The sequence below is a fragment of the Acidovorax sp. SUPP950 genome, assembly GCF_030158935.1.
GTDB lineage: Bacteria > Pseudomonadota > Gammaproteobacteria > Burkholderiales > Burkholderiaceae_C > Paracidovorax.
On sequence record NZ_BQXE01000007.1, the window covers coordinates 1 to 24642 of the forward strand.

Consider the following 24642-nt stretch of genomic DNA (forward strand, 5'->3'; position numbering starts at 1 on the left):
CGGCGACAACGTGTCGATCACCGTCAAGCTGATCAACCCCATCGCCATGGAAGAAGGCCTGCGTTTCGCCATCCGTGAAGGCGGTCGTACCGTCGGCGCCGGCGTCGTGGCCAAGATCATTGCTTAAAGCGTGAATGTAGGGGTATAGCTCAATTGGCAGAGCGTCGGTCTCCAAAACCGAAGGTTGTAGGTTCGATTCCTACTGCCCCTGCCACTTGATCGTGGCAATTACAAGCCCGCCAGGCCCTGGCGGGCTTCGGTGTCTTGTGGATGCCGAAACTTAAAGTAAGAAACCAGTTAAGTATGGCCACGTCTCAAGTTGAAACTGTTAGTACGGGCGCTGATAAAGCCAAGCTTGCTGCGGTGGTGGCAATTGTTCTTGCAGCGATTGCCGGATTCTATTTGCTTGGAAAGCAAGGGCCGATTGTCCAGTGGGCTGTGTTGCTTGTCGGGCTTGCAATTGCGGTAGCTGTGTTTTTGGTGTCTGAGCCTGGCCGTCAGTTCGTGGGTTTCGCGCAGGATGCCTGGCGTGAAGTCAAGAAGGTTGTCTGGCCCACGCGGAAAGAGACGCTTCAAATGACGGCATACGTTTTTGCGTTTGTTGTCATCATGGCGCTTTTTCTCTGGTTCACTGACAAGACCTTGGAATGGGTTTTGTACGATTTGATTCTGGGGTGGAGAAAGTAATGACGGACGCTATCGAAGTCAGCGGCACTGACGCTGCCAGCCCGGCCACTCCTGTGAATCCTGATTTGCGGTGGTACATCGTTCACGCTTATTCCGGCATGGAAAAGGCGGTTGAGCGCAACATCGTGGAGCGCATCGGTCGCGCTGGCATGCAGCAGAAGTTCGGCCGCATTCTCGTTCCGACCGAAGAGGTCGTTGAAATGAAGAATGGTCAGCGCAAGACCACCGAACGTCGACTCTTTCCCGGCTATGTGTTCGTGGAAATGGTCATGGACGATGACACCTGGCACTTGGTCAAGCACACGAACAAGGTGACGGGTTTTGTTGGTGGCGCCAAGAATCGCCCGGCTCCTATTTCTGAAGAAGAAGTTCAGAAGATCGTCAGCCAAATGCAGGAAGGCACGGACAAGCCTCGGCACAAGATTGAATTCATGGTGGGTGAACTGGTTCGGGTTAAAGAAGGTCCGTTCACTGATTTCAATGGCTCTGTCGAAGAAGTCAATTACGAAAAAAGCCGGGTACGCGTGTCCGTGATGATCTTCGGCCGTTCTACCCCCGTAGAGTTGGAATTTGGTCAGGTCGAAAAAACCTGATTGTTCGGATTCGCATTTTTCGACTCGGTGCGAATTGTTTGATGAGTCGTAAACCCCGGGGAGCTGAGGCCACTGGCCTAGGCGCTAATACCCGCAAGGAGTAAACCATGGCGAAAAAAATCGTCGGTTTTATCAAGCTGCAAGTTCCAGCTGGTAAGGCCAATCCATCCCCACCAATTGGCCCTGCACTGGGTCAGCGTGGTCTCAACATCATGGAGTTCTGCAAGGCGTTCAACGCGCAGACCCAAGGTGTGGAACCAGGTCTGCCACTGCCCGTGGTCATCACGGCTTTTGCCGACAAGAGCTTCACCTTCATCATCAAGACGCCGCCTGCGACGACCTTGATCAAGAAGGCCATCAAGCTTGAAAAGGGCTCTGCCAACGCATTGAGCACCAAGGTCGGCAAGATCACGCGCGCGCAGCTCGAAGAGATCGCCAAGACCAAGATGAAGGACATGAACGCTGCCAATGTCGACGCCGCTGTGCGCACGCTGGCCGGTTCCGCTCGCTCGATGGGCGTGACGGTGGAGGGTTTATAAAATGGCCAAGCTGACCAAGAAACAAAAAGCCCTGCAAGGCAAAGTCGACAGCAACAAGCTGTACGCGTTCGCTGACGCCGTTGTGATCGTGAAGGAAGCCGCTACGGCCAAGTTCGACGAATCCATCGATGTGGCTGTTCAGCTTGGCATTGATGCCAAGAAGTCTGACCAAGTGGTTCGCGGCGCCGTGGTGCTGCCGAACGGCACTGGCAAGACGACCCGTGTGGCGGTATTTGCCCAAGGCGCCAAGGCTGAAGAAGCCAAGGCTGCTGGCGCTGACATCGTTGGCATGGATGACCTGGCCGCGATGGTCAAGGCCGGTGACATGCCTTTCGACGTGGTGATCGCCGCCCCCGACGCCATGCGCGTTGTGGGTACGCTGGGTCAAATCCTCGGCCCACGCGGTCTGATGCCAAACCCCAAGGTGGGCACTGTGACGCCTGACGTCGCTACGGCCGTAAAGAACGCCAAGGCAGGTCAAGTGCAATTCCGCGTCGACAAGGCCGGTATCGTGCACAGCACGATCGGCCGCCGCTCGTTCGACAACGACAAGCTGCAAGGCAACTTGGCTGCGTTGATCGAAGCGCTGACCAAGGCCAAGCCTGCAACCAGCAAGGGCGTGTACCTGCGCAAGGTGGCTGTGTCTTCCACGATGGGCCTGGGTGTCCGCGTGGATACGCAATCCATCGCAGCGTAATTGCAAGAAATCTTCGAATCCATCCCCGGATGGGTTTGATGTGGTGGGCTGCGGCTGCTTCGGTCGCCGCAGGCCATCCAAGACCGTTGGTGCGCGAACCGGTCGCGCTTAAATCCACAGTTATGCCAACGCAGATGGCGATCCCGCTGCAGATGGAAAATTTTCCTGAACAGTTGGTCGCTGCAACAAGAGCGCGTATGAGGCCTGTGCCGAGTGCGCATTTTAAGGAGTAGACCTTGAGTCTTAATCGCAGTGAGAAAGAAGCGGTCATCAGTGAAGTGACCAGCCTCGCCGCTAAAGCTCAAACGCTTGTGATCGCGGAGTACCGTGGCATCACGGTCGCCGACATGACCAAACTGCGTGTTGATGCTCGCAGCAAGGGCGTGACCCTGAGTGTTCTGAAGAACACCCTGGCTCGCCGTGCTGTGGCTGGCAGCGCGTTTGACGTGGTGGCAGACCAGATGACCGGTCCGCTGATCTATGGCTTCTCCGAAGACGCTGTGGCCGCCGCTAAGGTGGTGGCCGATTTCGCGAAGACCAACGACAAGTTGGTGATTCGCGGTGGCGCTTTCGGTGGCAAAGCCCTGGATATCAACGGCGTTAAGCAACTGGCTAACATTCCTCCCAAGGAAGTTTTGTTGGCTCAGATTTGCGGCTTGCTTATGTCCCCCATTTCGCGTACGGCCGTTGTGCTGGGCGCGTTGGCGGCCAAAAAAGGCGAAGGCGCTGCCGAAACGGCCGCCGAACCTGTCGCGGCTTGATTGCCCGACAGACAACCAACCAATTGTTAGGAAATAAAAATGGCATTCGATAAAGACGCATTTTTGACCGCGCTGGACAGCATGACGGTTCTGGAACTCAATGAGCTGGTGAAGGCCATTGAAGAAAAGTTTGGCGTGAGCGCAGCCGCTATGGCCGCTCCTGCTGCTGGCGGCGGCGGCGGTGCTGCTGCAGCTGCAGAAGAGCAAACGGAATTCAACGTTGTGCTGACCGAAGCCGGCGCCAACAAGGTGTCCGTGATCAAGGCTGTGCGCGAAATCACCGGCCTGGGCCTCAAGGAAGCCAAGGATCTGGTGGACGGCGCTCCGAAGAACGTCAAGGAAGGCATTGCCAAGGCCGACGCCGAAGCTGCCGTCAAGAAGCTGGTGGAAGCTGGCGCCAAGGCTGAACTCAAGTAATTCGCCTGGATTCCAGGGCTGGGGGCTCCGCAAGGGCTCCCAGCCTTTGGTGCTTATGGGGTTCACGCCCAGAGCGCACCAGAAAGCAGTGCCCACGCCACTGCTTTCTAGTGTCTTCTGACCATCCCGACAGCAGAAGATACCTTGGTTCGGGTGATGTGCAACGCATCGCCGTCCGCCATGGTTGGTAGTGGCCAACCGCCAAGCCTGCAAGGAAGCGCCCTTGCAGGTCAGTCGTCGAAGACCCAGGACTCATGTCTTTGCCCGGAGATCTCATGGCCTATTCCTATACCGAACGCAAGCGGATTCGCAAAAGTTTCGGCAGCCGCGACAGCGTGCTGGAAGTCCCTTACCTGCTGCAGATGCAGAAGGACGCATACACCGCGTTCCTGCAAGCTGACAAAGCCCCCCAGAAAAGAACCGTAGAAGGCTTGCAGGCCGCGTTCGACGCTGCTTTCCCGATCGTCTCGCACAATGGGTTTGTCGAGATGAAGTTCATCGAGTACAACCTCGCCAAGCCGGCATTCGATGTGCGTGAATGCCAGACCCGTGGTTTGACTTTTGCCTCGGCCGTGCGGGCCAAGGTGCAGTTGATCATCTATGACCGCGAGTCCTCCACGTCGCAGTCCAAGGTCGTCAAGGAAGTGAAGGAGCAAGAGGTCTACATGGGCGAGGTGCCTTTGATGACTGACAAAGGCTCGTTCATCATCAACGGCACGGAACGTGTGATCGTTTCGCAGCTGCACCGCTCGCCCGGCGTGTTCTTCGAGCACGACAAGGGCAAGACCCACAGCTCGGGCAAGCTGCTGTTCTCGGCGCGCATCATTCCCTACCGCGGTTCGTGGCTGGACTTCGAGTTCGATCCGAAGGACATCCTGTATTTCCGCGTGGACCGCCGCCGCAAGATGCCTGTCACGATCCTGCTGAAGGCCATCGGCCTGAACCCCGAATCGATCCTGGCGAACTTCTTCGTCAACGACAACTTCCGCCTGATGGACAGCGGCGCGCAGATGGAGTTCGTCTCCGACCGCCTGCGTGGCGAAGTGGCACGTTTCGACATCACCGACAAGTCGGGCAAGGTGGTCGTGGCCAAGGACAAGCGCGTCACGGCCCGCCACACCCGCGAACTGGAGCAGTCCGGCACCACGCACATCAGCGTGCCCGAAGACTTCCTGATCGGCCGCGTGGTGGCGCGCAACATCGTCGACGGCGACACCGGCGAAATCATTGCCAAGGCCAACGAAGAGCTGACCGAAGCGCTGCTCAAGAAGCTGCGCTCCGCCGGCGTGCAGGACCTGCAAGTCATCTACACGAACGAACTCGACCAGGGCGCCTACATCTCGCAGACGCTGCGCATCGACGAAACGGTGGACGAATTCGCTGCGCGCGTGGCGATCTACCGCATGATGCGCCCCGGCGAGCCGCCGACGGAGGACGCGGTGCAGGCCTTGTTCCAGCGCCTCTTCTACAACCCCGACACGTACGACCTGTCGCGCGTGGGGCGCATGAAGTTCAACGCCAAGATCGGCCGCGACGAATCCACCGGCCCGATGGTGCTCTCCAACGAAGACATCCTGGCCGTGGTCAAGATCCTCGTGGACCTGCGCAACGGCAACGGCGAAGTCGATGACATCGATCACCTGGGCAACCGCCGCGTGCGTTGCGTGGGCGAGCTGGCCGAGAACCAGTATCGCACCGGTCTGGCGCGTATCGAGAAGGCCGTGAAGGAGCGTCTGGGTCAGGCCGAACAAGAGCCGCTGATGCCGCACGACCTGATCAACTCCAAGCCGATCTCCGCGGCGCTCAAGGAGTTCTTCGGTGCGTCCCAGCTGTCGCAGTTCATGGACCAGACCAACCCGCTGGCCGAAATCACCCACAAGCGCCGCGTATCGGCCCTTGGCCCGGGTGGTCTGACCCGCGAGCGTGCCGGTTTCGAAGTGCGCGACGTGCACGTGACCCACTATGGCCGCGTGTGCCCTATCGAAACGCCGGAAGGCCCGAACATCGGGCTGATCAACTCGCTGGCCCTGTACGCCCGCCTGAACGAGTACGGTTTCATCGAAACCCCGTACCGCCGTGTGGTGGACGGCAAGGTGACCGACCAGATCGATTACCTCTCCGCCATCGAAGAAGGCAAGTACGTGATCGCCCAGGCGAATGCCACGCTCGACAAGGAAGGCCGCCTCACGGGCGACCTGGTGTCGGCACGTGAAAAGGGCGAGTCGACCTTGCTGAGCGCCGAGCGCGTGCAGTACATGGACGTGTCGCCTGCACAGATCGTGTCGGTGGCCGCCTCGCTCGTGCCGTTCCTCGAGCACGATGACGCGAACCGCGCACTGATGGGCGCCAACATGTCCCGCCAGGCCGTGCCCGTGCTGCGTCCGGAAAAGCCCATGGTGGGCACCGGCATCGAGCGCGTGGCGGCCGTGGACTCGGGCACCGTGGTGACCGCCAACCGCGGTGGTGTGGTGGACTATGTGGATGCGACCCGCATCGTGGTCCGCGTGAACGACGCGGAAGCGGTGGCCGGTGAAGTGGGTGTGGACATCTACAACCTCATCAAGTACCAGCGTTCCAACCAGAACACCAACATCCACCAGCGCCCCATCGTCCAGAAGGGCGATGTGCTGGCCAAGGGGGATGTGATCGCCGACGGCGCATCGACGGACTTCGGCGAGATCGCCATCGGCCAGAACATGCTGATCGCGTTCATGCCCTGGAACGGCTACAACTTCGAAGATTCGATCCTGATCTCCGAACGCGTCGTGGCAGAAGACCGCTACACCTCGATCCACATCGAGGAACTGGTGGTCATGGCCCGCGACACGAAGCTGGGCGCCGAAGAAATCACGCGCGACATTCCGAACCTGTCGGAACAGCAGCTGAACCGTCTGGACGAGTCCGGCATCATTTACGTGGGTGCCGAAGTGCAACCCGGCGATACGCTGGTGGGCAAGGTCACGCCGAAGGGCGAGACCACGCTGACGCCCGAAGAGAAGCTGCTGCGCGCCATCTTCGGCGAGAAGGCTTCCGACGTGAAGGACACCTCGCTGCGCGTGGACCAGGGCTCGCAAGGCACCGTGATCGACGTGCAGGTGTTCACCCGCGAAGGCATCCAGCGCGACAAGCGCGCCCAGCAGATCATCGACGACGAACTCAAGCGCTTCCGCCTGGACCTGAACGACCAGCTGCGCATCGTGGAAGCCGACGCGTTCGACCGGATCGAAAAGCTGCTGAACGGCCGCGTGGCCAACGGCGGCCCGCAAAAGCTGGCCAAGGGCACGAAGATCGACAAGGCCTACCTGGCCTCCGTCGAGAAGTTCCACTGGTTCGACATCCGCCCGGCGGAAGACGAAGTGGCCACGCAGCTCGAGTCGATCAAGAACTCGCTGGAGCAGACGCGCCACAGCTTCGATCTGGCTTTCGAGGAAAAGCGCAAGAAGCTCACGCAAGGCGACGAGCTGCCTGCGGGCGTGCTGAAGATGGTCAAGGTGTACCTGGCCGTCAAGCGCCGCCTGCAGCCCGGCGACAAGATGGCCGGCCGCCACGGCAACAAGGGTGTGGTGTCCAAGATCGTCCCGGTCGAAGACATGCCCTACATGGCCGACGGCACCCCTGCCGACATCGTGCTGAACCCGCTGGGCGTGCCATCGCGCATGAACATCGGACAGGTGCTCGAAGTGCACTTGGGCTGGGCCGGCAAGGGCATCGGCCAGCGCATCGGCAACATGCTGCAGGAGCAGGCCAAGGCGGCCGACATGCGCAAGTTCCTCGAAGAGGTGTACAACTCGCGCGGCCGCAAGGAAGACCTGTCGCAGTTCAACGACGATGAACTGATGGCCATGGCCGGTCACCTCACCAACGGCGTGCCGTATGCCACCCCGGTGTTCGACGGCGCTTCGGAAGAAGAGATCAAGGACATGCTCAAGATCGCCTATCCGGACGACATCGCCGAGCGCAAGGGCCTGACCTCCGCACGCACGCAGGCGTACCTGTTCGACGGCCGCACCGGCGAGCGCTTCGAGCGCCCGACCACCATCGGCTACATGCATTACCTGAAGCTGCACCATTTGGTGGACGACAAGATGCATGCCCGCTCCACGGGTCCCTACTCGCTCGTCACGCAGCAGCCTCTGGGCGGCAAGGCCCAATTCGGTGGCCAGCGTTTCGGGGAAATGGAAGTGTGGGCGCTGGAAGCCTATGGCGCCGCTTACGTGCTGCAGGAAATGCTGACCGTGAAGTCCGACGACGTGCAGGGCCGTACCAAGGTGTACGAGAGCATCGTCAAGGGCGAACACGCCATCGAGGCCGGCATGCCGGAATCGTTCAATGTGCTGGTCAAGGAAATCCGTTCCCTGGGCCTGGACATCGAACTCGAACGTTCTTAATCGAAGGGACTAGGTTTATGAAGTCACTACTCGACCTGTTCAAGCAATTCACCCCGGACGAGCATTTCGATGCCATCCGCATCGGCATGGCGTCGCCCGAGAAGATCCGTTCGTGGTCTTTCGGCGAAGTGAAGAAGCCCGAGACCATCAACTACCGCACGTTCAAGCCCGAGCGCGACGGTCTGTTCTGCGCCAAGATTTTTGGTCCCATCAAGGACTACGAATGCCTGTGCGGCAAGTACAAGCGCCTCAAGCACCGCGGTGTGATCTGCGAGAAGTGCGGCGTTGAAGTCACGCAGACCAAGGTGCGCCGCGAGCGCATGGGCCACATCGATCTGGCCGCGCCTTGCGCCCACATCTGGTTCCTGAAGTCGCTGCCATCGCGTCTGGGCCTGGTGCTGGACATGACGCTGCGCGACATCGAGCGCGTGCTGTACTTCGAAGCGTATGTGGTGACCGACCCCGGCATGACCCCGCTGAAGAAGTTCAGCATCATGTCCGAGGACGACTACGACGCCAAGCGCAAGGAATACGGTGACGAGTTCATCGCCAAGATGGGCGCGGAAGGCATCAAGGACCTGCTCGAAGCCATCGATATCGACCTCGAAATCGAAAAGCTGCGCGGCGATCTGACTGGCTCCGAAGTCAAGGTCAAGAAGAACGCCAAGCGCCTGAAGGTGCTGGAAGCCTTCAAGAAGTCCGGCATCAAGCCCGAGTGGATGGTTCTCGACGTGCTGCCCGTGCTGCCGCCGGACCTGCGTCCGCTGGTGCCGCTGGACGGTGGCCGCTTCGCGACCTCCGACCTGAACGACCTGTATCGCCGCGTCATCAACCGCAACTCGCGCCTGCGCCGCCTGCTGGAGCTGAAGGCCCCGGAAATCATCGCGCGCAACGAAAAGCGCATGCTGCAGGAAGCCGTCGATTCGCTGCTGGACAACGGCCGCCGTGGCAAGGCCATGACGGGCGCGAACAAGCGCGCCCTCAAGTCGCTGGCCGACATGATCAAGGGCAAGAGCGGCCGCTTCCGCCAGAACTTGCTGGGCAAGCGCGTGGACTACTCCGGTCGTTCCGTGATCACCGTGGGCCCGACGCTCAAGCTGCACCAGTGCGGTCTGCCCAAGCTGATGGCGCTGGAGCTGTTCAAGCCTTTCATCTTCTCGCGCCTGGAAGCCATGGGCATCGCGACGACGATCAAGGCCGCCAAGAAGGAAGTCGAATCCGGCACGCCGGTGGTGTGGGACATCCTGGAAGAGGTCATCAAGGAACACCCGGTCATGCTGAACCGTGCGCCCACGCTGCACCGTTTGGGCATCCAGGCGTTCGAGCCCATCCTGATCGAAGGCAAGGCCATCCAGCTGCACCCGCTCGTCTGCGCGGCCTTCAACGCCGACTTCGACGGTGACCAGATGGCCGTTCACGTGCCGCTGTCCGTGGAAGCGCAGATGGAAGCCCGCACGCTGATGCTGGCCTCCAACAACGTGCTGTTCCCGGCCTCGGGCGAGCCCTCCATCGTCCCGTCGCAAGACGTGGTGCTGGGCCTGTACTACGCCACCCGCGATCGCATCAACGGCAAGGGCGAAGGCCTGGTGTTCGCCGACACCGGCGAAGTGCAGCGCGCTCTCGATGCCAACGAGGTCGAGCTGGCCGCGCGCATCACGGTGCGCCTGACCGAGTGGACCAAGGACAAGGAAACGCGTGAATTCGTGCCTTCCACGTCGCTGGTGGAAACGACGGCCGGCCGTGCGCTGCTGTCCGAGATCCTGCCCAAGGGCCTGCCCTTCAGCAACATCAACAAGGCGCTGAAGAAGAAGGAAATCTCCAAGCTCATCAACGTGAGCTTCCGCAAGTGCGGCCTGAAGGAGACGGTGGTCTTCGCCGACAAGCTGCTGCAGAACGGTTTCCGCCTCGCCACGCGCGCCGGTATTTCCATCTGCGTGGACGACATGCTGGTGCCGCCGCAAAAGGCCGGGATCATCGAGCGTTCCGAGAAGGAAGTGAAGGAGATCGAACAGCAGTACGTGTCCGGTCTGGTGACGGCTGGCGAACGCTACAACAAGGTGGTGGACATCTGGGGCAAGGCCGGCGACGAAGTGTCGAAGGTCATGATGGCCCAGCTGGCCAAGCAAAAGACCACCGACCGCCACGGCAACGAGGTGGACCAGGAGTCGTTCAACTCCATCTACATGATGGCCGACTCCGGCGCCCGCGGCTCCGCAGCGCAGATTCGCCAGCTGGCCGGCATGCGCGGCCTGATGGCCAAGCCGGACGGCTCCATCATCGAGACCCCCATCACGGCCAACTTCCGTGAAGGGCTGAACGTGTTGCAGTACTTCATCTCCACCCACGGTGCCCGTAAGGGCCTGGCGGATACGGCGTTGAAGACGGCCAACTCGGGCTACCTCACCCGCCGTCTGGTGGACGTGACGCAGGATCTCGTGGTGACCGAAGAAGACTGCGGCACCTCCAATGGCTCGCTGATGCGCGCCATCGTCGAGGGCGGTGAAGTCATCGAATCGCTGCGCGACCGTATCCTGGGCCGCACCACGGCCGACGAAGTGCTGCACCCCGAAACGCGCGCAGTGCTGGCCCCTGCCGGCCAGATGCTCGACGAAGACCTCATCGAGGAACTCGAAGTCGCCGGCGTGGACGAGGTGAAGGTGCGCACGGCGCTGACCTGCGAAACCCGCTACGGCCTGTGTGCCAAGTGCTACGGACGCGATCTGGGCCGCGGCGGCCTGATCAACCTCGGCGAAGCCGTGGGGGTGATCGCTGCCCAGTCCATCGGCGAACCCGGCACGCAGCTGACCATGCGCACGTTCCACATCGGTGGCGCCGCTTCGCGCGCTGCCATCGCATCGAGCGTGGAGGCCAAGTCCAACGGCGTGATTGGCTTCAACGCCACGATGCGCTACGTGAGCAACACCAAGGGCGAGCTGGTGGTGATCGCCCGTTCCGGCGAGATCGTCATCCATGACGAACACGGCCGCGAGCGCGAGCGCCACAAGGTGCCGTACGGTGCGACGCTGGCGGTCAAGGCCGACCAGACGGTCAAGGCCGGCACCATCCTCGCCAACTGGGACCCGCTGACCCGCCCGATCATCACGGAGTTCGCCGGCCAGGTGAAGTTCGAGAACGTCGAGGAAGGCCTCACGGTCGCCAAGCAGGTGGACGATGTGACGGGTCTGTCCACGCTGGTCGTGATCGATCCGAAGCGCCGCGGCTCCGCCAAGGTGGTGCGCCCGCAGGTCAAGCTGATCGACGCGCAAGGCCAGGAAGTGAAGATCCCCGGCACCGACCACTCGGTGACCATCGGCTTCCAGATCGGCTCGCTGATCCAGGTGCGCGATGGCCAGGACGTGGGCCCCGGCGAAGTGCTGGCGCGGATTCCGGTCGAAGGCCAGAAGACCCGCGACATCACCGGCGGTCTGCCCCGCGTGGCCGAACTGTTCGAAGCGCGCTCGCCCAAGGACAAGGGCATGCTGGCCGAGATCACCGGTACGGTGTCCTTCGGCAAGGAAACCAAGGGCAAGGTGCGCCTGCAGATCACCGATCCGGACGGCAAGGTCTGGGATGAACTGATCCCCAAGGAAAAGAACATTCTGGTGCACGAAGGCCAGGTCGTGAACAAGGGCGAGTCCGTGGTGGACGGCCCGGCCGATCCGCAGGACATCCTGCGCCTCCTGGGCATCGAAGAGCTGTCGCGCTACATCGTCGATGAAGTGCAGGACGTGTACCGCTTGCAGGGCGTGAAGATCAACGACAAGCACATCGAGGTGATCGTTCGCCAGATGCTGCGCCGCGTCGTGGTCGAGGCCCCGGGCGAGTCCAACTACATCGCCGGCGAGCAGGTCGAGCGTTCGGAGATCCTGAACACGAACGAGGCGCTGCAGGCCGCAGGCAAGATCCCTTCGACGTACAGCAACGTGCTGCTGGGGATCACCAAGGCTTCGCTGTCGACCGATTCCTTCATCTCGGCCGCTTCCTTCCAGGAAACGACCCGCGTGCTCACCGAGGCTGCCATCATGGGCAAGCGCGACGAGCTGCGTGGCCTGAAGGAAAACGTCATCGTGGGTCGCCTGATCCCTGCCGGTACCGGCCTGGCCTACCACCAGGCGCGCAAGGCCAAGGAAGCCATGGACGACGCCGAGCGCCGCGCCATCGCCGATGCCGAAGCCGCTGAAATGGCTGCCACGACCGAAGACTCTTCCGACGTCGAAAGCACCACCAGCCTGGGCGACGCCACGGCCCAATAAGCCACGGTACGCTCCCTGAAACGCTCCCGCTCTGCGCTATGGCAGACCGGGAGCGTTTTCTTATCCGTCTTCTCTTTTTTGCGCCGAGCCCGCGGACCCCTGCGGGCTCGGCAGATGCAATGCTGTCCTCCTGGATTTTTCTTGCCCTGCTGCTGTTCTGGGCCGTGGGTGCCTACAACCGGATCGTGCGATTGCGCTCGGCCGCCATCCAGGCCTTCGGTGGCCTGGACGCACACCTCATGCGCATGATGGCCATGCTGGGTGAATACGAGGCCGCGCAGGGTCCCGCGCCCGCGGCCCATGCCGATGCGCGGGCGGCGCTGTGGGCCGCCACCACCCAGTTCGGCGCGTCGCTGGCCGTCGCGCGGGCCCGCCCGCTGGACGCCGGCGCCGCGGCCGCGCTGCTGACGGGGCGCGAGGTGCTCGAAGCCGCCTGGCTGGCCATGGTGCGCGTGGCGGAGGTTCCGCCCGCGCCCGGCGAAGGCGCGGCGTTGCCCCTGTGGGCGCAGCGGTGGCAGGAGCTGGTGGCCCAGAATGCGCTGGCCACGCGGCAGTTCAACGATGCGGCGCTGCAGTACAACCAGGCCATCGGCCAGTTCCCGGCGCGCCTGCTGGCGTGGCTGTTCGGGTTCAAGGCGGCCAGAACGTTGTAGGCTGCGTGCCCATCCCCGCATCCCGGGAGGGGCGTGGGTGGTTTGACATTGATTCAAGGCGTGGCCGCGACGGCGTCCGCAACCGCAACCGGTTTTTTCCTATTCAAGACAGGCTCAGACAGAACATGACCGATCCGCAGCCGCGCCCGCCCTCCCGTTTCTTTCCGCCCCCCGCGGAGGGCGAACGCCGCATGGAGCCCGCGCTGTGGCGCCAGCTGGATGCGGTGGTGACCGCGCTGCAGGCCGTGCGCGGCGGGCAGTCGGGCACGGCGGCCCTGGCCGCGGTCGAGCCGGGCTTGCGGCCCGGGGTGCAGGCGCTGTTGTTCCAGGTGCTGCGCAACCTGGGCCGGGCGCAGGCGCTGCGCAAGCAACTGGCGCCCCGCAACCCACCGCCACGAGCCGATGCCCTGCTGTGCACGGCCCTGGCGCTGGCCTGGTCGCCCGACGAGGCGCCTTACGAGGCGTTCACCCTTGTCAACCAGGCGGTGGAAGCGGCCAAGCGCAACCCGGCATCGCAAGCGCAGGCGCCGTTCCTGAACGCCTGCCTGCGCCGCTTTCTGCGCGAACGCGATGCGCTGGTGGCCGCCACCGACGGCGATCCGGTCGCCCAGTGGAACCACCCGGCCTGGTGGATCGCCCGGCTGCGCAAGGACCACCCGCAGCACTGGCAGCAGATCCTGCAGGCCAACAATGCCCACGCGCCGATGGCGCTCCGGGTCAATGTGCAAAAAACGACTCCGGCGCAATATTTACTAGGGCTGTCTGCTATCAATTTGGAAGCATTTCCCGCAGGGCCGTTCGGCATCGTCCTGGACCGCCCGGTGGCCGTGCAGCAACTGCCGGCCTTTGCAGACGGCCACGTCTCGGTGCAGGACACCGCGGCCCAGATGGCGGCGCCGCTGCTGCTGGAGGGGCTGGACCTGTCGCAGCCGCTGCGCGTGCTGGACGCCTGCGCCGCGCCCGGCGGCAAGACCGCGCACTTGCTCGAATACGCGGGTGCCGCCTCGCCGATGCAGGTCGTGGCGCTGGAAATCGACGCCGACCGCGCCACCCGCATCCACGAAACGCTGGACCGGGTGGGGGTGCGGGCCCAGGTCCTCGTGGCCGATGCGGCACGGCCGCAGGACGGGTGGCTGGACGCCAGTGGGGGCGGGCGGTTCGATGCCATCTTGCTGGATGCGCCATGCACGGCCTCGGGCATCGTCCGACGTCATCCCGATGTGCGCTGGCTGCGGCGCGAGTCCGACATCGAGCAACTGGCCCAGCAGCAGGCCCGCCTGCTTGCCACGCTCTGGCCGCTGCTGCAGCCCGGCGGGAGGCTGCTCTACTGCACCTGCTCCGTGTTTCGTGCCGAGGGTGAAGCACAGGTGCAAACGTTTCTTGCGCGCAACACCGACGCCCGTTTGCTGCAATCTCCCGGCCATTTAATACCCGGCAAACCGGACGAAAGCGGCGGCGTCTCGGAGAATCGTCCGGGTGACCATGACGGATTCTTTTACGCGCTGTTGCAAAAACATGCCGGCTGAACGGACCGCTTCGCGCCCTGCCGCGTGGCTTTCGGTGGCCGTGGCCGCGTTGCTGTGCATGTGGCTGGCGCTGTGGTCCCCGGCGGTGATGGCGCAGCCCGACGCGGGCGACCTGCGCGTCGAAGCCAACGACGAGGGCCTGTACCTGTCGACCACGCTGCACTTCGACCTGCCCGAGCTGGCGGAAGACGCCCTCTACAAGGGCATCTCGATGTACTTCGTGGCCGAGGCCGATGTGGTCCGCGAGCGCTGGTACTGGTACGACAAGGCGGTGGCCCACTCGGTGCGCTACCTGCGCCTGAGCTACCAGCCGCTCACGCGCCGGTGGCGCCTCAATCAGTCCGCCACGCCGTTCGCCAACACCGGGCTGGGGGTTGCCCTGGGCCAGAACTTCGACGAACTGGGCGACGCGCTTTCCGCCATGCAGCGCATCAGCCGCTGGAAGATCGCCGACGCGGACGAGGTCTCCGGCGGGCCGTATACCGTGCATTTCCAGTTCCGCCTCGACATGTCCCAACTGCCCCGCCCGTTCCAGATCGGCGCGGTGGGACGCTCGGGCTGGGACCTGATGCTGTCGCGCAGCGTGCGCGCCGTGGCCGAGCGCGCGCCATGACCGACGACCACAGCGTTCCCCGCACGCCCCAGCAAGCCCGTGCCTCCCGCTGGGCCCTGGGCGTGGGCGTGGCGATCATGTGCGCGATCGGGCTGGTGCTGCTTTTCCTGCTCACCGTCGCCACCAACAACCGCGCGCTGTACGAGCGCAACTACGCCTGGCTGTTCGGCCTGAACGTTCTGGTGGCCGTGCTGCTGCTCGCCGTGCTGGTGTGGGTCGTGGTGCGCCTGGCGGTGCGGCTGCGGCGGGGGCGGTTTGGCAGCCGCCTGCTGGTCAAGTTGGCGGGCATCTTTGCGGTCGTGGGGCTGCTGCCCGGTCTGCTGATCTATGTGGTCTCCTACCAGTTCGTGTCGCGCTCCATCGAAAGCTGGTTCGACGTGAAGGTGGAGGGTGCCCTGTCCGCCGGCGTCAGCCTGGCCCGGGTGACGCTGGACACGATCGCCAGCGACATGGCCATGCAAACACGCACCGCCAGCAGCCAACTGGCGCAGGTGCCCGACGCGGCGGCCGGCGTGGTGCTCGAACGCATCCGCGACCAGTTGGGGGCCAGCGACGTGGTGCTGTTCAGCACGGCGGGCCAGCCGGTGGCCAGTGCCGGGCAATCCCGGTTCGATCTCAGCCCCGAGCGGCCCAGCGCCCAGTTGCTGCGCAACGCGCGCCAGCAGCGCGCCACCTTCCAGATCGAGGGGCTGGACGACATCGCCGACCCCGCTGCCGTGCAGAACGCGCGGGTCAAGACCCTCGTGGCCGTCGGCAACGCCAGCGTGGGGCTCCTGGTGGAACCCCGCTACCTGCAGGCCACGCTGCGGCTGCCGCAGGTGTTGGTGTCCAACGCCATCGCCGTGCAGGAAGCCAACCGGGAGTACCAGGAGCGCGCCCTGGCACGCGAAGGGTTGCGGCGCATGTACATCGGCACGCTCACCCTGAGCCTGTTCCTGGCCGTCTTCGGGGCCGTGCTGCTCGCCGTGCTGCTGGGCCGCCAACTGGCACGCCCCCTGCTGGTGCTGGCCGAGGGCGTGCGCGAGGTCGCATCGGGCAACCTGAGCCCCAAGGCCGTGCTGCAGGGCAACGATGAATTGGGCGGGCTGACCCGCTCCTTCGCCGTGATGACCCAGCAGTTGTCCGACGCCCGCACCGCCGTCGAGCACAGCATGGGGGAGGTCGATGCGGCGCGGGCCCACTTGCAGACCATTCTGGACAACCTCACCGCGGGCGTGATCGTGCTGGACGCCGAGGGGCGCATCCGCTCCACCAACCCCGGCGCCACCCGCATCCTGCGGGCCCCGATGGCCGCCTTCGAAGGCCGGCCGCTGGCCGACGTGCCCGGGCTGGCCGAATTCGCCAGTGCCGTGCAGGGCCACTTCGAGGCCTTCCTGGGCGACCGCGAGCAGCATGGACTGGACCACTGGCAGCATTCCTTCGACCTTTACGGCTCGCCCGCCTCGGGGGTGGCCGCCAATGGCACCAGCCTGGTGGCCCGGGGGGCGGAGCTGCCCAACGCGTTGCGCCTCCTGGTGTTCGACGACATCTCCGAAATCGTCTCGGCCCAGCGTGCACAGGCCTGGGGCGAAGTCGCCCGGCGCCTGGCCCATGAAATCAAGAACCCGCTCACACCGATCCAGCTGTCCGCCGAGCGCCTGGAGATGAAGCTCTCCGGCAAGCTGCCGGATGCCGAGCAGGCCGTGCTGACCAAATCCGTGCGCACCATCGTCGATCAGGTGGATGCGATGAAGCGGCTGGTCAACGAGTTTCGCGACTATGCCCGCCTGCCCGCGGCGGAATTGCATGCGCTCGACCTGAACGCCCTCGTCACCGACGTGCTGCAGCTCTACGGCGCCGAGAACGCGACCGTGCCCGTGGAGGCCGAACTCGATCCCCGTTGCCCCGAGATCGCGGGCGATGCCCAGCAACTGCGCCAGGTCATCCACAACCTGCTGCAGAACGCGCAGGACGCCAGCGAGCCCACCCGCGAGCAGGGCGGGGCCGCCGGCGCACCCGTGCGCATCACCACGCGCTGGAGCCAGTCGTCGCGGCGCGTGCGGCTGACGGTGACCGACAGCGGAACCGGATTTCCCAACCACATCCTTCAGCGCGCCTTCGAACCGTATGTAACCACCAAGCCGCGAGGCACTGGCCTGGGACTTGCTGTAGTGAAGAAGATCGCTGACGAGCATGGGGCCCGTGTCGATCTTGTCAATCGGGTGGAAGAAGGGGTGGTGCTGGGCGCGCAAGTGTCGCTATCATTCGCCCCTGGCCACGTGGTGGCACATTAACAACACTTGGAAACGTATCGCGAGGCTGATCAAAACCCATGGCAAACATTCTGGTGGTCGACGACGAACTGGGCATCCGTGACCTGTTGTCGGAAATTCTGAACGACGAAGGGCACAGCGTGGACCTCGCAGAGAACGCCACGCAGGCCCGCGCCGCCCGTGCCGCCAATGCGTACGACCTCGTGCTCCTCGATATCTGGATGCCCGATACCGATGGCGTCTCGCTCCTCAAGGAATGGGCCATGGCCGGCACGCTGACCATGCCGGTCATCATGATGAGCGGCCACGCCACCATCGACACTGCGGTCGAAGCCACCCGCATCGGCGCCTTTTCCTTCCTGGAAAAGCCCATCACGATGCAGAAGCTCCTCAAAGCGGTCGAACAGGGCCTGGCGCGCAGCGCCGCCCAGCCGGCGGCATCGGCCACCACGGCGGCCGCCACCCCACCGCCCGCTGCTGCCATCCCAACCGCACCCGAGGCACAGGGCGCTCCGGTGGCGGCCTTGCCCGTGGTGACGAAAGACCCCGGCCCGCATGCGCACCAAGGCTTCGATCTGGACCGGCCGCTGCGTGAAGCCCGCGACGGCTTTGAGAAGGCGTACTTCGAATTCCACTTGGCGCGCGAAGGCGGCTCCATGACGCGCGTGGCCGAAAAAACGGGCCTGGAGCGCACCCACCTGTACCGCAAGCTGCGCCAGCTCGGTGTGGACCTGGGCCGCGGCAAACGCAATTAAGTCGTCAGAGTTTCAGAACGCCTCTTTTTTCTGGTTATAATTTGAGGCTTAGGCCCGGTAGCTCAGTCGGTAGAGCAGAGGATTGAAAATCCTTGTGTCGGTGGTTCGATTCCGCCCCAGGCCACCATCTTTCTTTCTCAGTAGATCCCAAGTCAGCTCAGAAGTCCTTGTAAATCAAGGGCTTAGCCCGAAAGGGCGGCTCAAGCGGTATCTCTGAATCCCACAACGTCCCGTTCTTGCGTGTACCCAACGGTGTACCCCAGACTGCTTTTCAACCGCAGTCGATTTTGGGTACACCATGGGACAACTCAACGAGCTTCAGATCAAGGCGGCAACGCCGCGTGACAAGGAATATTTGCTGGCGGACGGCGAGGGTCTCTACCTTCGCGTGCGTCCGACCGGCAAGGTGTGGGTCTATCGCTACAAGCTACTCGGCAAAGAAGCCAAGCTGAGCCTCGGGCATTACCCCGTGGTGACGCTTGCGGCCGCACGCAAGAAGGCGCGTGCCGAGGCCGAGAAGCGCGCCGATGGCGTCGATCCCAGGGAGGCGCGCCGTGTGGACGAGGAGCGTGGCCGTGTGGCTCGCCTCAACACGTTCGAGTTGACCGCCCGCGCCTGGCACACCCAGGCGCGGAAGGATCGCGAGTGGTCGGCTAGCTACGCCGAGAAGGTGATGCGCCACTTGGAACTGCACGTCTTCCCTTGGCTCGGTGCCCTGGCCATGGACACCATCGCACCCACGGAGGTGGTGCGATGCCTGCATCGCATCAAGGAGCGCGGCAATCTGGAGACGGCCCAACGGGTGCGGGAAGCAGTGCAGCACGTGTTCCAGTATGCCGTCGACGTGGGCACTCTGGAGCCGGGCAAAAACTTCGTGAGCAGTCGCACTGGTGGCTTGCCGCCCCCGCGTGCGCGCCACTACGCCGCCATCACAGACCCTCAGAAACTTGGTCAGTTGCTCCGCGACATGCGTGCTTACAACGGCAACGTCATTACCCGCGCGGCGCTCCAGCTCTCACCGCTCCTGTTCCAACGGCCTGGGCAGTTGCGACTTGCCCATTGGGAAGACGTCGACCTCAACCAGGCGCTGTGGCGCTGCCCGCCCGAAAAAATGAAGCTCCGGGAGTGGAAGAAGCGGGACATGCGCACGCCGGCGCATCTCGTGCCGCTGCCGACACAGGCTGTCACCATCCTGCGGGACATTTTCCCGCTGACTGGTCCCACGGGACCAATCTTCAGAAGCATGGCAAAGCGTTCTGAGAAGACGCGCTACATGAGCGACAACACGGTCAACAGCGCGTTGCGCACGCTTGGCTACGACACCAAGGAGCAGATCACGGGGCATGGTTTCAGGGCCACTGCTCGCACGTTGATCCGGGAACTGCTGGGATGGGATCGCGAGATCATTGAGAGACATCTGGCCCACGTGTCCGATGAGGAGCTGGGCGGCAGCTATGACCGCACCACTCATCTCGACCAGCGCTGTCGGATGATTCAGCTGTGGGCTGATCTGTTGGACGATTTGGCTGCTGGCAAAGTTGTAGCGTCCGCGAACGACATGCGTTCGAGCACTACGCCGGTACAGTCTTGGCCGGCCGGTAGTCCCACCGCCGCAGGCGTCGGCAACGAGGATGGGTTCAGGGTTGCGGCATAGCAGCCCGATAGGCGTCGGGATCGTTTATCCATGCCTGAAGGGCCTCACTCGGCCAGGCGGACGCCCGTCCGCCAAGATGGACGGGTGCCGGGAAACGCCCTTCTGCAATGCGCCGGTAAATCGTCGAGCGGCTGAGCGCGGTGATGCGTATCACGTCACATAGCCGATAGAAGGCGGGCGGCGCTTTGGACGGATTTGTCTTGGGTAAGGATTGATGGAAGTGCATAGAGCTCCTCTGACGGGCAACGCAGCAGAGGATGCTTCTCAGAACGGCTCAAGCAAACCCAGCAGGGCGTGAGCCGGCGTTTTCGAGCGTACGGACCGTTTGTCCTCGAACAGCTAGCAATCCAGCCGCCCGAGGCCGCCAGGAGCGGGCGCTTTACCGGTTACGGAACCAACATGGAACCAAAGCATCGCGATCAATTGTCCGTCTGTCGTGCAGACTTCTTTGAACGGCTCGCCATGTTTAGTCGTTCGATCCGTGAAGCTCTGTCACACAACGCCGCGTCCGTCATCTCGGCCAACACTCGCAAACCGACTCGAACGACCTCGCTTTGGTTCATCAGCATGCCTTGGGTGGCGCACCTGAGCCGCAGCGTTTCGATGAGCTGCGCGTCAGCTTCCTGCATGGAAAACGCGCGCCTCACCACTGGTTTGGCGTGACCTGACTGAACGGCTGGGTGGTCCTTGCTCGCCCTGGTGGACATAGTCGGCTCCTATCGGCGATCATGCGATAATACCGTGTGCGACGTATGCGCGCACGGACGACAACAAGAAAGCTCGGTGGCAAGTTGCGGCCGCCACAACATGGAGTGCCGATGGCTACATCTTCTCGCCGCGTAGTACCGGCCGATGGCGGCAAAGCAGGCCGCTCCATCAAGGCCTCTCCAACCGCCAAGAAGCCGACGGCAAAGGCATCTCCTTACCATCTGCGGATCTCACGACTGACCGTCGACAAGCTTGGCGTCAAGCTCTACGACAAAGCTAGTGCCGTCGTTGCCGAACTCATTGCGAATGGTTACGACGCAGACGCCGAAACCGTAACCGTCCGGCTGCCTCTGAACCTCCAACTGGCTTCCAAGGCGGGGGGGAAACTCAACGACTTGGGTTACGTGATCGACGTTGAAGATGATGGTCACGGGATGACGCCAGAGGAGGCCATCGGTTTCTATTTGCGGGTTGGCGCAGATCGCCGCACTCGTAAAGGGCAAGATGGCAGCAAGTCGCGCAAGAAGAAGCGTCCGGTGATGGGGCGCAAGGGAATCGGTAAGCTTGCCCCTTTCGGCATCTGCCGACGTATTGAAGTTTGGTCTGCAGGTGGGCCGAAGACTGCCAAAGGCTTCGCCGTCACGCACTTCTTCATGGACTTCGACAAGATCGTCACTGACGAAGACGAATCGGTCCCCTTGGAAGTGGGCCGCGACGATCAGACCTGGAGCAAAAAGTCCGGTACTCGAATCCGCCTCACGTCGTTCCTGGCGAAGCGGGTCCCGGAACTCGAAACCTTTCTTCGGCAACTCGCCGTTCGCTTCACGTTCGCCAGGCCCGACTTCAAGATCCTCATCGTTGACGTGACCAACGGCGCTGCCAAGCCAGTCAAAGTCAACCCTTTGGACATCCCGCTGCTGCCGGGATCGAAGATCGACCTATCCAGCCGACCCGTGATCGACGACGATGGCACGATCCTTCCCGTTTCCGGTTGGCTAGGCATGGCCAAGGAAGCGTACAAGAATGAAGAAATGATGGGGGTACGCATCTACGCCCGAGGGAAGATCGCAGGCGTCACGCGCGACTTCAACCAGCCCGCTGGCTTCACGGGGGAATTCGCGATGCGTTCCTACTTGGTTGGGCAAGTAGAAGCCGAATGGCTCGATCTCGACCAAGGCGACGACCTCGTTAGGACGGACCGGCAGGACATTCTCTGGGACTCGGACTACGGTCAACTTCTGCGGCGTTGGGGCGCCGAGTTGATCAAAGAGATTGCCCGGATCTCGCGTGAACCCCGCCGCGTGCGCGTGCGCGACGAGTTTTTGCGCAAATCGAAGATCGAAGAACGTGCAAGGGAGCGATTCGGGGACAAACAGGTGGCCCGGGTGGCCATTGAGCTGGCAAAAAAATTCGGCGGTTTCGCGGCTGAGGACGAACTTGACGACGACGTTTACGTTGAAGATCTGTCGCAGATCATTTTGTCGGTCGCTCCGCATCAAGCGCTGATGGAAGCCTTTCACGAATTTACGAATCAGGTGACGAAGGGCGAAGCGTCGATGGATCAGATGCTCGACATCTTCAGTAAGGCACAAATCGCCGAGCTCGCTTCATACGCGCAAATTGCAGCGCAACGCGTGCGCGTGATCAACGACCTGCAGAAGATCATCGACGAGTCCATGGACGAGGACCAATTTCAAGCGCTCATCGCCAATGCACCTTGGTTGATTGAGCCCTCGTGGACCGTCATCACCAAGAATCAGAGCTTGAAGAACTTCAAGCACGCGTTTGAAAAGTTCTGGAAGAAGAAGCATGGCACCGACGTGTCCTTGGCGATTGATCACGAAAGCAAGCGCCCGGACTTCACTTTGGTCAGTATCGATGGGCTGTTGCACATCGTCGAAATCAAGAAGGCAGGGCATGCTTTCGACGACACTGACTTCGCTCGGCTCATCAATTACGTTGATGCCTTCGAACAATTTTTTTCGGAGAACAAGGAGACGGTGGCGGAGTTCTATCGGGAGTGGAGGATCGACCTCGTCGCGGACGGACAGAAGCTCAAGCAAAGCGCCAATCTGCGCTCGTTCCAGGGCCTTGAGAAAGAAAATCGCGTCAAGCGGATGTCGTGGCGAGACTTCCTCACCCGGGCCAAGAAGGTCCACGAGCAGTTTCTGGACGTACACGATTTAGGCGCCCAAAAGCGGCAAGGCAAACGAACATGAGCAAACTGCGGGCCGTCAGCCTTTTCTCCAACTGTGGCGCCGGCGACGTCGGCTATCGTGACTCGGGCTTTCGCTTCGACGTGATGGCTGAGCTGGATCCACGTCGACTCGACGTTTGCCTCTTGAATCACCCAGGTGCCGAAGGTGTTGCGGGCGATCTCCGCAAGACGTGGAAGACCGTGATCAAGAAGTACCGCGCCCGGGCGGGCAAAGCCCGCCCAGCACTGCTGTGCGCTTGCCCGCCCTGCCAAGGAATGAGTTCGGCGCGTTCCGGCAAGGGAAGCCACGATGACGCGGCCGCCGGCTCCAAAGACGAGCGGAATCTGCTGGTGACGGTCGTCGCCAACGTGGCACTGGAATTGAAGCCTGCGCTTCTCGTCGTCGAAAACGTCCCGGCATTTTTTACGCGCAAGGTGCATCACCCAAAAGACAAAAAGCCGGTTTCGGCAGCGAACTACCTGATCACGGCTTTGGCCGACGAGTATGTGGCGTTTCCACTGGTCACCGACCTGTGTGACTTTGGCGTACCCCAGTCCCGAAATCGCGCCTTCCTGACATTCGTCCGCAAGGATCTGCCTGGCCTCAAGGAGTTGCTCCGTATTGGTCGTACGCCTTTCCCGCGGGCGACCCATGCGCCCGACGTTGGCAACGCTCGCCCGATCACGCTTTCGGAAGCGCTCGAGAGCTTCGCGCTTCCGGCCTTGGACGCGGCCAGTCCAGAGGCTGCGACTGCTAGCGAATACGCAGGCTTCCACTCAGTGCCGGTGTGGGATGAACGCATCTACGCCATGGTTGCCGCGATTCCTCATGCTACCGGGCGCAGCGCTTGGGACAACGACGTTTGTTATCACTGCGGCCCAGTCAAAGTGACGCCAGAGACCGTCACATGTCCCCTTTGCAGCGCCCCCCTCCTTCGCCCCATCGTTAAGGAAGACGACGGAAGCTATCGACTCGTGAAGGGATTCAAAAGCAGTTACAGGCGCATGCACAGTGACAGGCCAGCGGCAACCGTGACCACCGCCAGCGGCCACATCGGCAGCGACTACACGATTCATCCCACTCAGAACCGACTCCTCAGCCCTCTTGAATGCTCACTGCTTCAAACGTTTCCCAAGGACTTTCAATGGGGTGACTCGCTGAAAAAGCTGGGCCACACCAACGTGCGGGAAATGATCGGCGAAGCCGTTCCACCCGCCTTCACCAAACTACACGGTGAAGTGCTCCATGGCATCCTGAAACGCGAGTGGGAGCGTGCGCCAATGGCTTTGAGTGACGAGCGGTGCATGAAAGGCTGGACGAAGCTTGCAGCAGCAGCCAAGAAGGATGAACGGGAAGATCCTCGTAGTTACTTCGACCATGCCAAACCTCCAACACGAAGATCGTCGGCGAATGAACGGCGGGGGATTTTGGGATCGACGAAATCGGAGTTCTGATCGAGCTCAGCGTGCCGACAGAAATTCACGCAAGCGGCGGGCGAGCTGCATCTGATCTCGTACCTCACACTCCCAGACGACCAGCACGTCCCAACCCAGGGCGCGAAGCGCAGCAACGTTTCTCACGTCCCGTGCTCGATTCACTTCGATCTTGGCACGCCACGTTTCTGCATTGTTGACTGGGACTTTTGCGCGCCTGCATTGTTCGTGCCCATGCCAGAAGCAGCCATGGACCAGAACGATTTTCCTGTGCCGTGGAAGCACGACGTCTGGCGTTCCAGGTAGGTCTTTGCGGTGCAGACGAAAACGATGCCCCAGCGCATGCAAGACACTCCGTACTTGCAATTCAGGGGCCGTGTTACGCCTTTGGACCGCCTGCATCCGTCGCCTCGTTGCTTGCGCAACGTCCGCATATCCTGATCGCTTGTTAGTTGGGGGTGGAGTCATAACCGTGTCGATCCAATCAGTCCCACCGGCAAGACCACCCTTTTACG

Annotated in this window: 20 protein-coding genes and 2 tRNA genes; 20 read left to right on the forward strand and 2 right to left on the reverse strand. The window is 62.4% G+C overall.

Annotation, left to right across the window (positions count from 1 at the left end; translation table 11 throughout):
* The 17 genes from AVME950_RS20815 to AVME950_RS20895 form a co-directional block, all read left to right on the forward strand.
* Window positions 1-127: EF-Tu C-terminal domain-related protein (locus AVME950_RS20815; protein ID WP_456057495.1), on the forward strand; the 127-nt coding region annotated here is incomplete at its 5' end.
* Between the two features lie 11 nt (window positions 128-138).
* Window positions 139-214: transfer RNA gene (locus tag AVME950_RS20820), tRNA-Trp, on the forward strand.
* 89 nt (window positions 215-303) lie between these two features.
* Window positions 304-687 (forward strand): preprotein translocase subunit SecE, encoded by a 384-nt coding sequence (secE, locus tag AVME950_RS20825; protein ID WP_284431264.1) that lies wholly within the window; start codon window positions 304-306, stop codon window positions 685-687.
* Window positions 687-1280, forward strand: a complete 594-nt coding sequence (gene nusG / locus AVME950_RS20830) for a transcription termination/antitermination protein NusG (protein ID WP_272566782.1) — start codon at window positions 687-689, stop codon at window positions 1278-1280. Before secE ends, nusG begins: the two co-directional genes overlap by 1 nt.
* 107 nt (window positions 1281-1387) lie before the next feature.
* A complete protein-coding gene (rplK, locus tag AVME950_RS20835; protein WP_092941599.1) occupies window positions 1388-1819 on the forward strand; it encodes a 50S ribosomal protein L11 in 432 nt (143 codons plus the stop codon).
* Window position 1820: 1 nt separating this feature from the next.
* Complete coding sequence (gene rplA, locus AVME950_RS20840) at window positions 1821-2516, forward strand: 50S ribosomal protein L1 (RefSeq protein ID WP_272566783.1); 696 nt, start codon at window positions 1821-1823, stop codon at window positions 2514-2516.
* 236 nt (window positions 2517-2752) lie between these two features.
* Window positions 2753-3277, forward strand: coding sequence for a 50S ribosomal protein L10 (gene rplJ / locus AVME950_RS20845; protein ID WP_272566785.1), 525 nt, complete (start codon window positions 2753-2755; stop codon window positions 3275-3277).
* Between the two features lie 39 nt (window positions 3278-3316).
* Complete coding sequence (rplL, locus tag AVME950_RS20850; protein ID WP_272550599.1) at window positions 3317-3694, forward strand: 50S ribosomal protein L7/L12; 378 nt, start codon at window positions 3317-3319, stop codon at window positions 3692-3694.
* Window positions 3695-3969: 275 nt separating this feature from the next.
* Complete coding sequence (rpoB, locus tag AVME950_RS20855) at window positions 3970-8082, forward strand: DNA-directed RNA polymerase subunit beta (protein WP_284414555.1); 4113 nt, start codon at window positions 3970-3972, stop codon at window positions 8080-8082.
* 17 nt (window positions 8083-8099) lie between these two features.
* Window positions 8100-12335, forward strand: coding sequence for a DNA-directed RNA polymerase subunit beta' (gene rpoC, locus AVME950_RS20860; RefSeq protein WP_272566789.1), 4236 nt, complete (start codon window positions 8100-8102; stop codon window positions 12333-12335).
* 119 nt (window positions 12336-12454) lie between these two features.
* Window positions 12455-12988 (forward strand): LemA family protein, encoded by a 534-nt coding sequence (locus tag AVME950_RS20865; protein ID WP_272566791.1) that lies wholly within the window; start codon window positions 12455-12457, stop codon window positions 12986-12988.
* Between the two features lie 191 nt (window positions 12989-13179).
* Window positions 13180-14514: a 16S rRNA (cytosine(967)-C(5))-methyltransferase RsmB gene (gene rsmB / locus AVME950_RS20870; RefSeq protein ID WP_284431397.1), complete on the forward strand. Its 1335-nt coding sequence runs from the start codon at window positions 13180-13182 to the stop codon at window positions 14512-14514.
* The gene (locus AVME950_RS20875) at window positions 14504-15127 is read left to right on the forward strand and encodes a DUF4390 domain-containing protein (RefSeq protein WP_284431265.1); all 624 of its coding nucleotides are present in this window, start codon (window positions 14504-14506) and stop codon (window positions 15125-15127) included. Before rsmB ends, AVME950_RS20875 begins: the two co-directional genes overlap by 11 nt.
* Window positions 15124-17400: a sensor histidine kinase gene (locus AVME950_RS20880; protein ID WP_284407167.1), complete on the forward strand. Its 2277-nt coding sequence runs from the start codon at window positions 15124-15126 to the stop codon at window positions 17398-17400. Before AVME950_RS20875 ends, AVME950_RS20880 begins: the two co-directional genes overlap by 4 nt.
* 38 nt (window positions 17401-17438) lie before the next feature.
* The gene (locus AVME950_RS20885; protein WP_284431266.1) at window positions 17439-18134 is read left to right on the forward strand and encodes a response regulator; all 696 of its coding nucleotides are present in this window, start codon (window positions 17439-17441) and stop codon (window positions 18132-18134) included.
* A 51-nt stretch (window positions 18135-18185) separates the two neighbouring features.
* Window positions 18186-18261: transfer RNA gene (locus tag AVME950_RS20890), tRNA-Phe, on the forward strand.
* Between the two features lie 171 nt (window positions 18262-18432).
* Entirely contained in the window at window positions 18433-19788 is a 1356-nt protein-coding gene (locus AVME950_RS20895) for a tyrosine-type recombinase/integrase (RefSeq protein WP_284431267.1), read from the forward strand.
* On the opposite strand, the gene AVME950_RS20900 is transcribed toward AVME950_RS20895, so the two are convergent.
* Window positions 19772-20014, reverse strand: a complete 243-nt coding sequence (locus tag AVME950_RS20900; RefSeq protein ID WP_284431268.1) for a helix-turn-helix transcriptional regulator — start codon at window positions 20012-20014, stop codon at window positions 19772-19774. The two genes, AVME950_RS20895 and AVME950_RS20900, sit on opposite strands and share 17 nt — an antisense overlap.
* Before the next feature lie 173 nt (window positions 20015-20187).
* Here AVME950_RS20900 and AVME950_RS20905 point away from each other — a divergent pair, with 173 nt between their 5' ends.
* From AVME950_RS20905 to AVME950_RS20915, 3 genes are all read left to right on the forward strand, one after another.
* Complete coding sequence (locus AVME950_RS20905) at window positions 20188-20451, forward strand: hypothetical protein (protein ID WP_284431269.1); 264 nt, start codon at window positions 20188-20190, stop codon at window positions 20449-20451.
* Window positions 20452-20606: 155 nt separating this feature from the next.
* Complete coding sequence (locus AVME950_RS20910) at window positions 20607-22715, forward strand: ATP-binding protein (protein WP_284431270.1); 2109 nt, start codon at window positions 20607-20609, stop codon at window positions 22713-22715.
* The gene (locus AVME950_RS20915; protein WP_284431271.1) at window positions 22712-24148 is read left to right on the forward strand and encodes a DNA cytosine methyltransferase; all 1437 of its coding nucleotides are present in this window, start codon (window positions 22712-22714) and stop codon (window positions 24146-24148) included. Before AVME950_RS20910 ends, AVME950_RS20915 begins: the two co-directional genes overlap by 4 nt.
* Window positions 24149-24154: 6 nt before the next feature.
* On the opposite strand, the gene AVME950_RS20920 is transcribed toward AVME950_RS20915, so the two are convergent.
* Window positions 24155-24595, reverse strand: coding sequence for a very short patch repair endonuclease (locus AVME950_RS20920; protein WP_349817244.1), 441 nt, complete (start codon window positions 24593-24595; stop codon window positions 24155-24157).
* Window positions 24596-24642 lie beyond the last annotated feature (47 nt).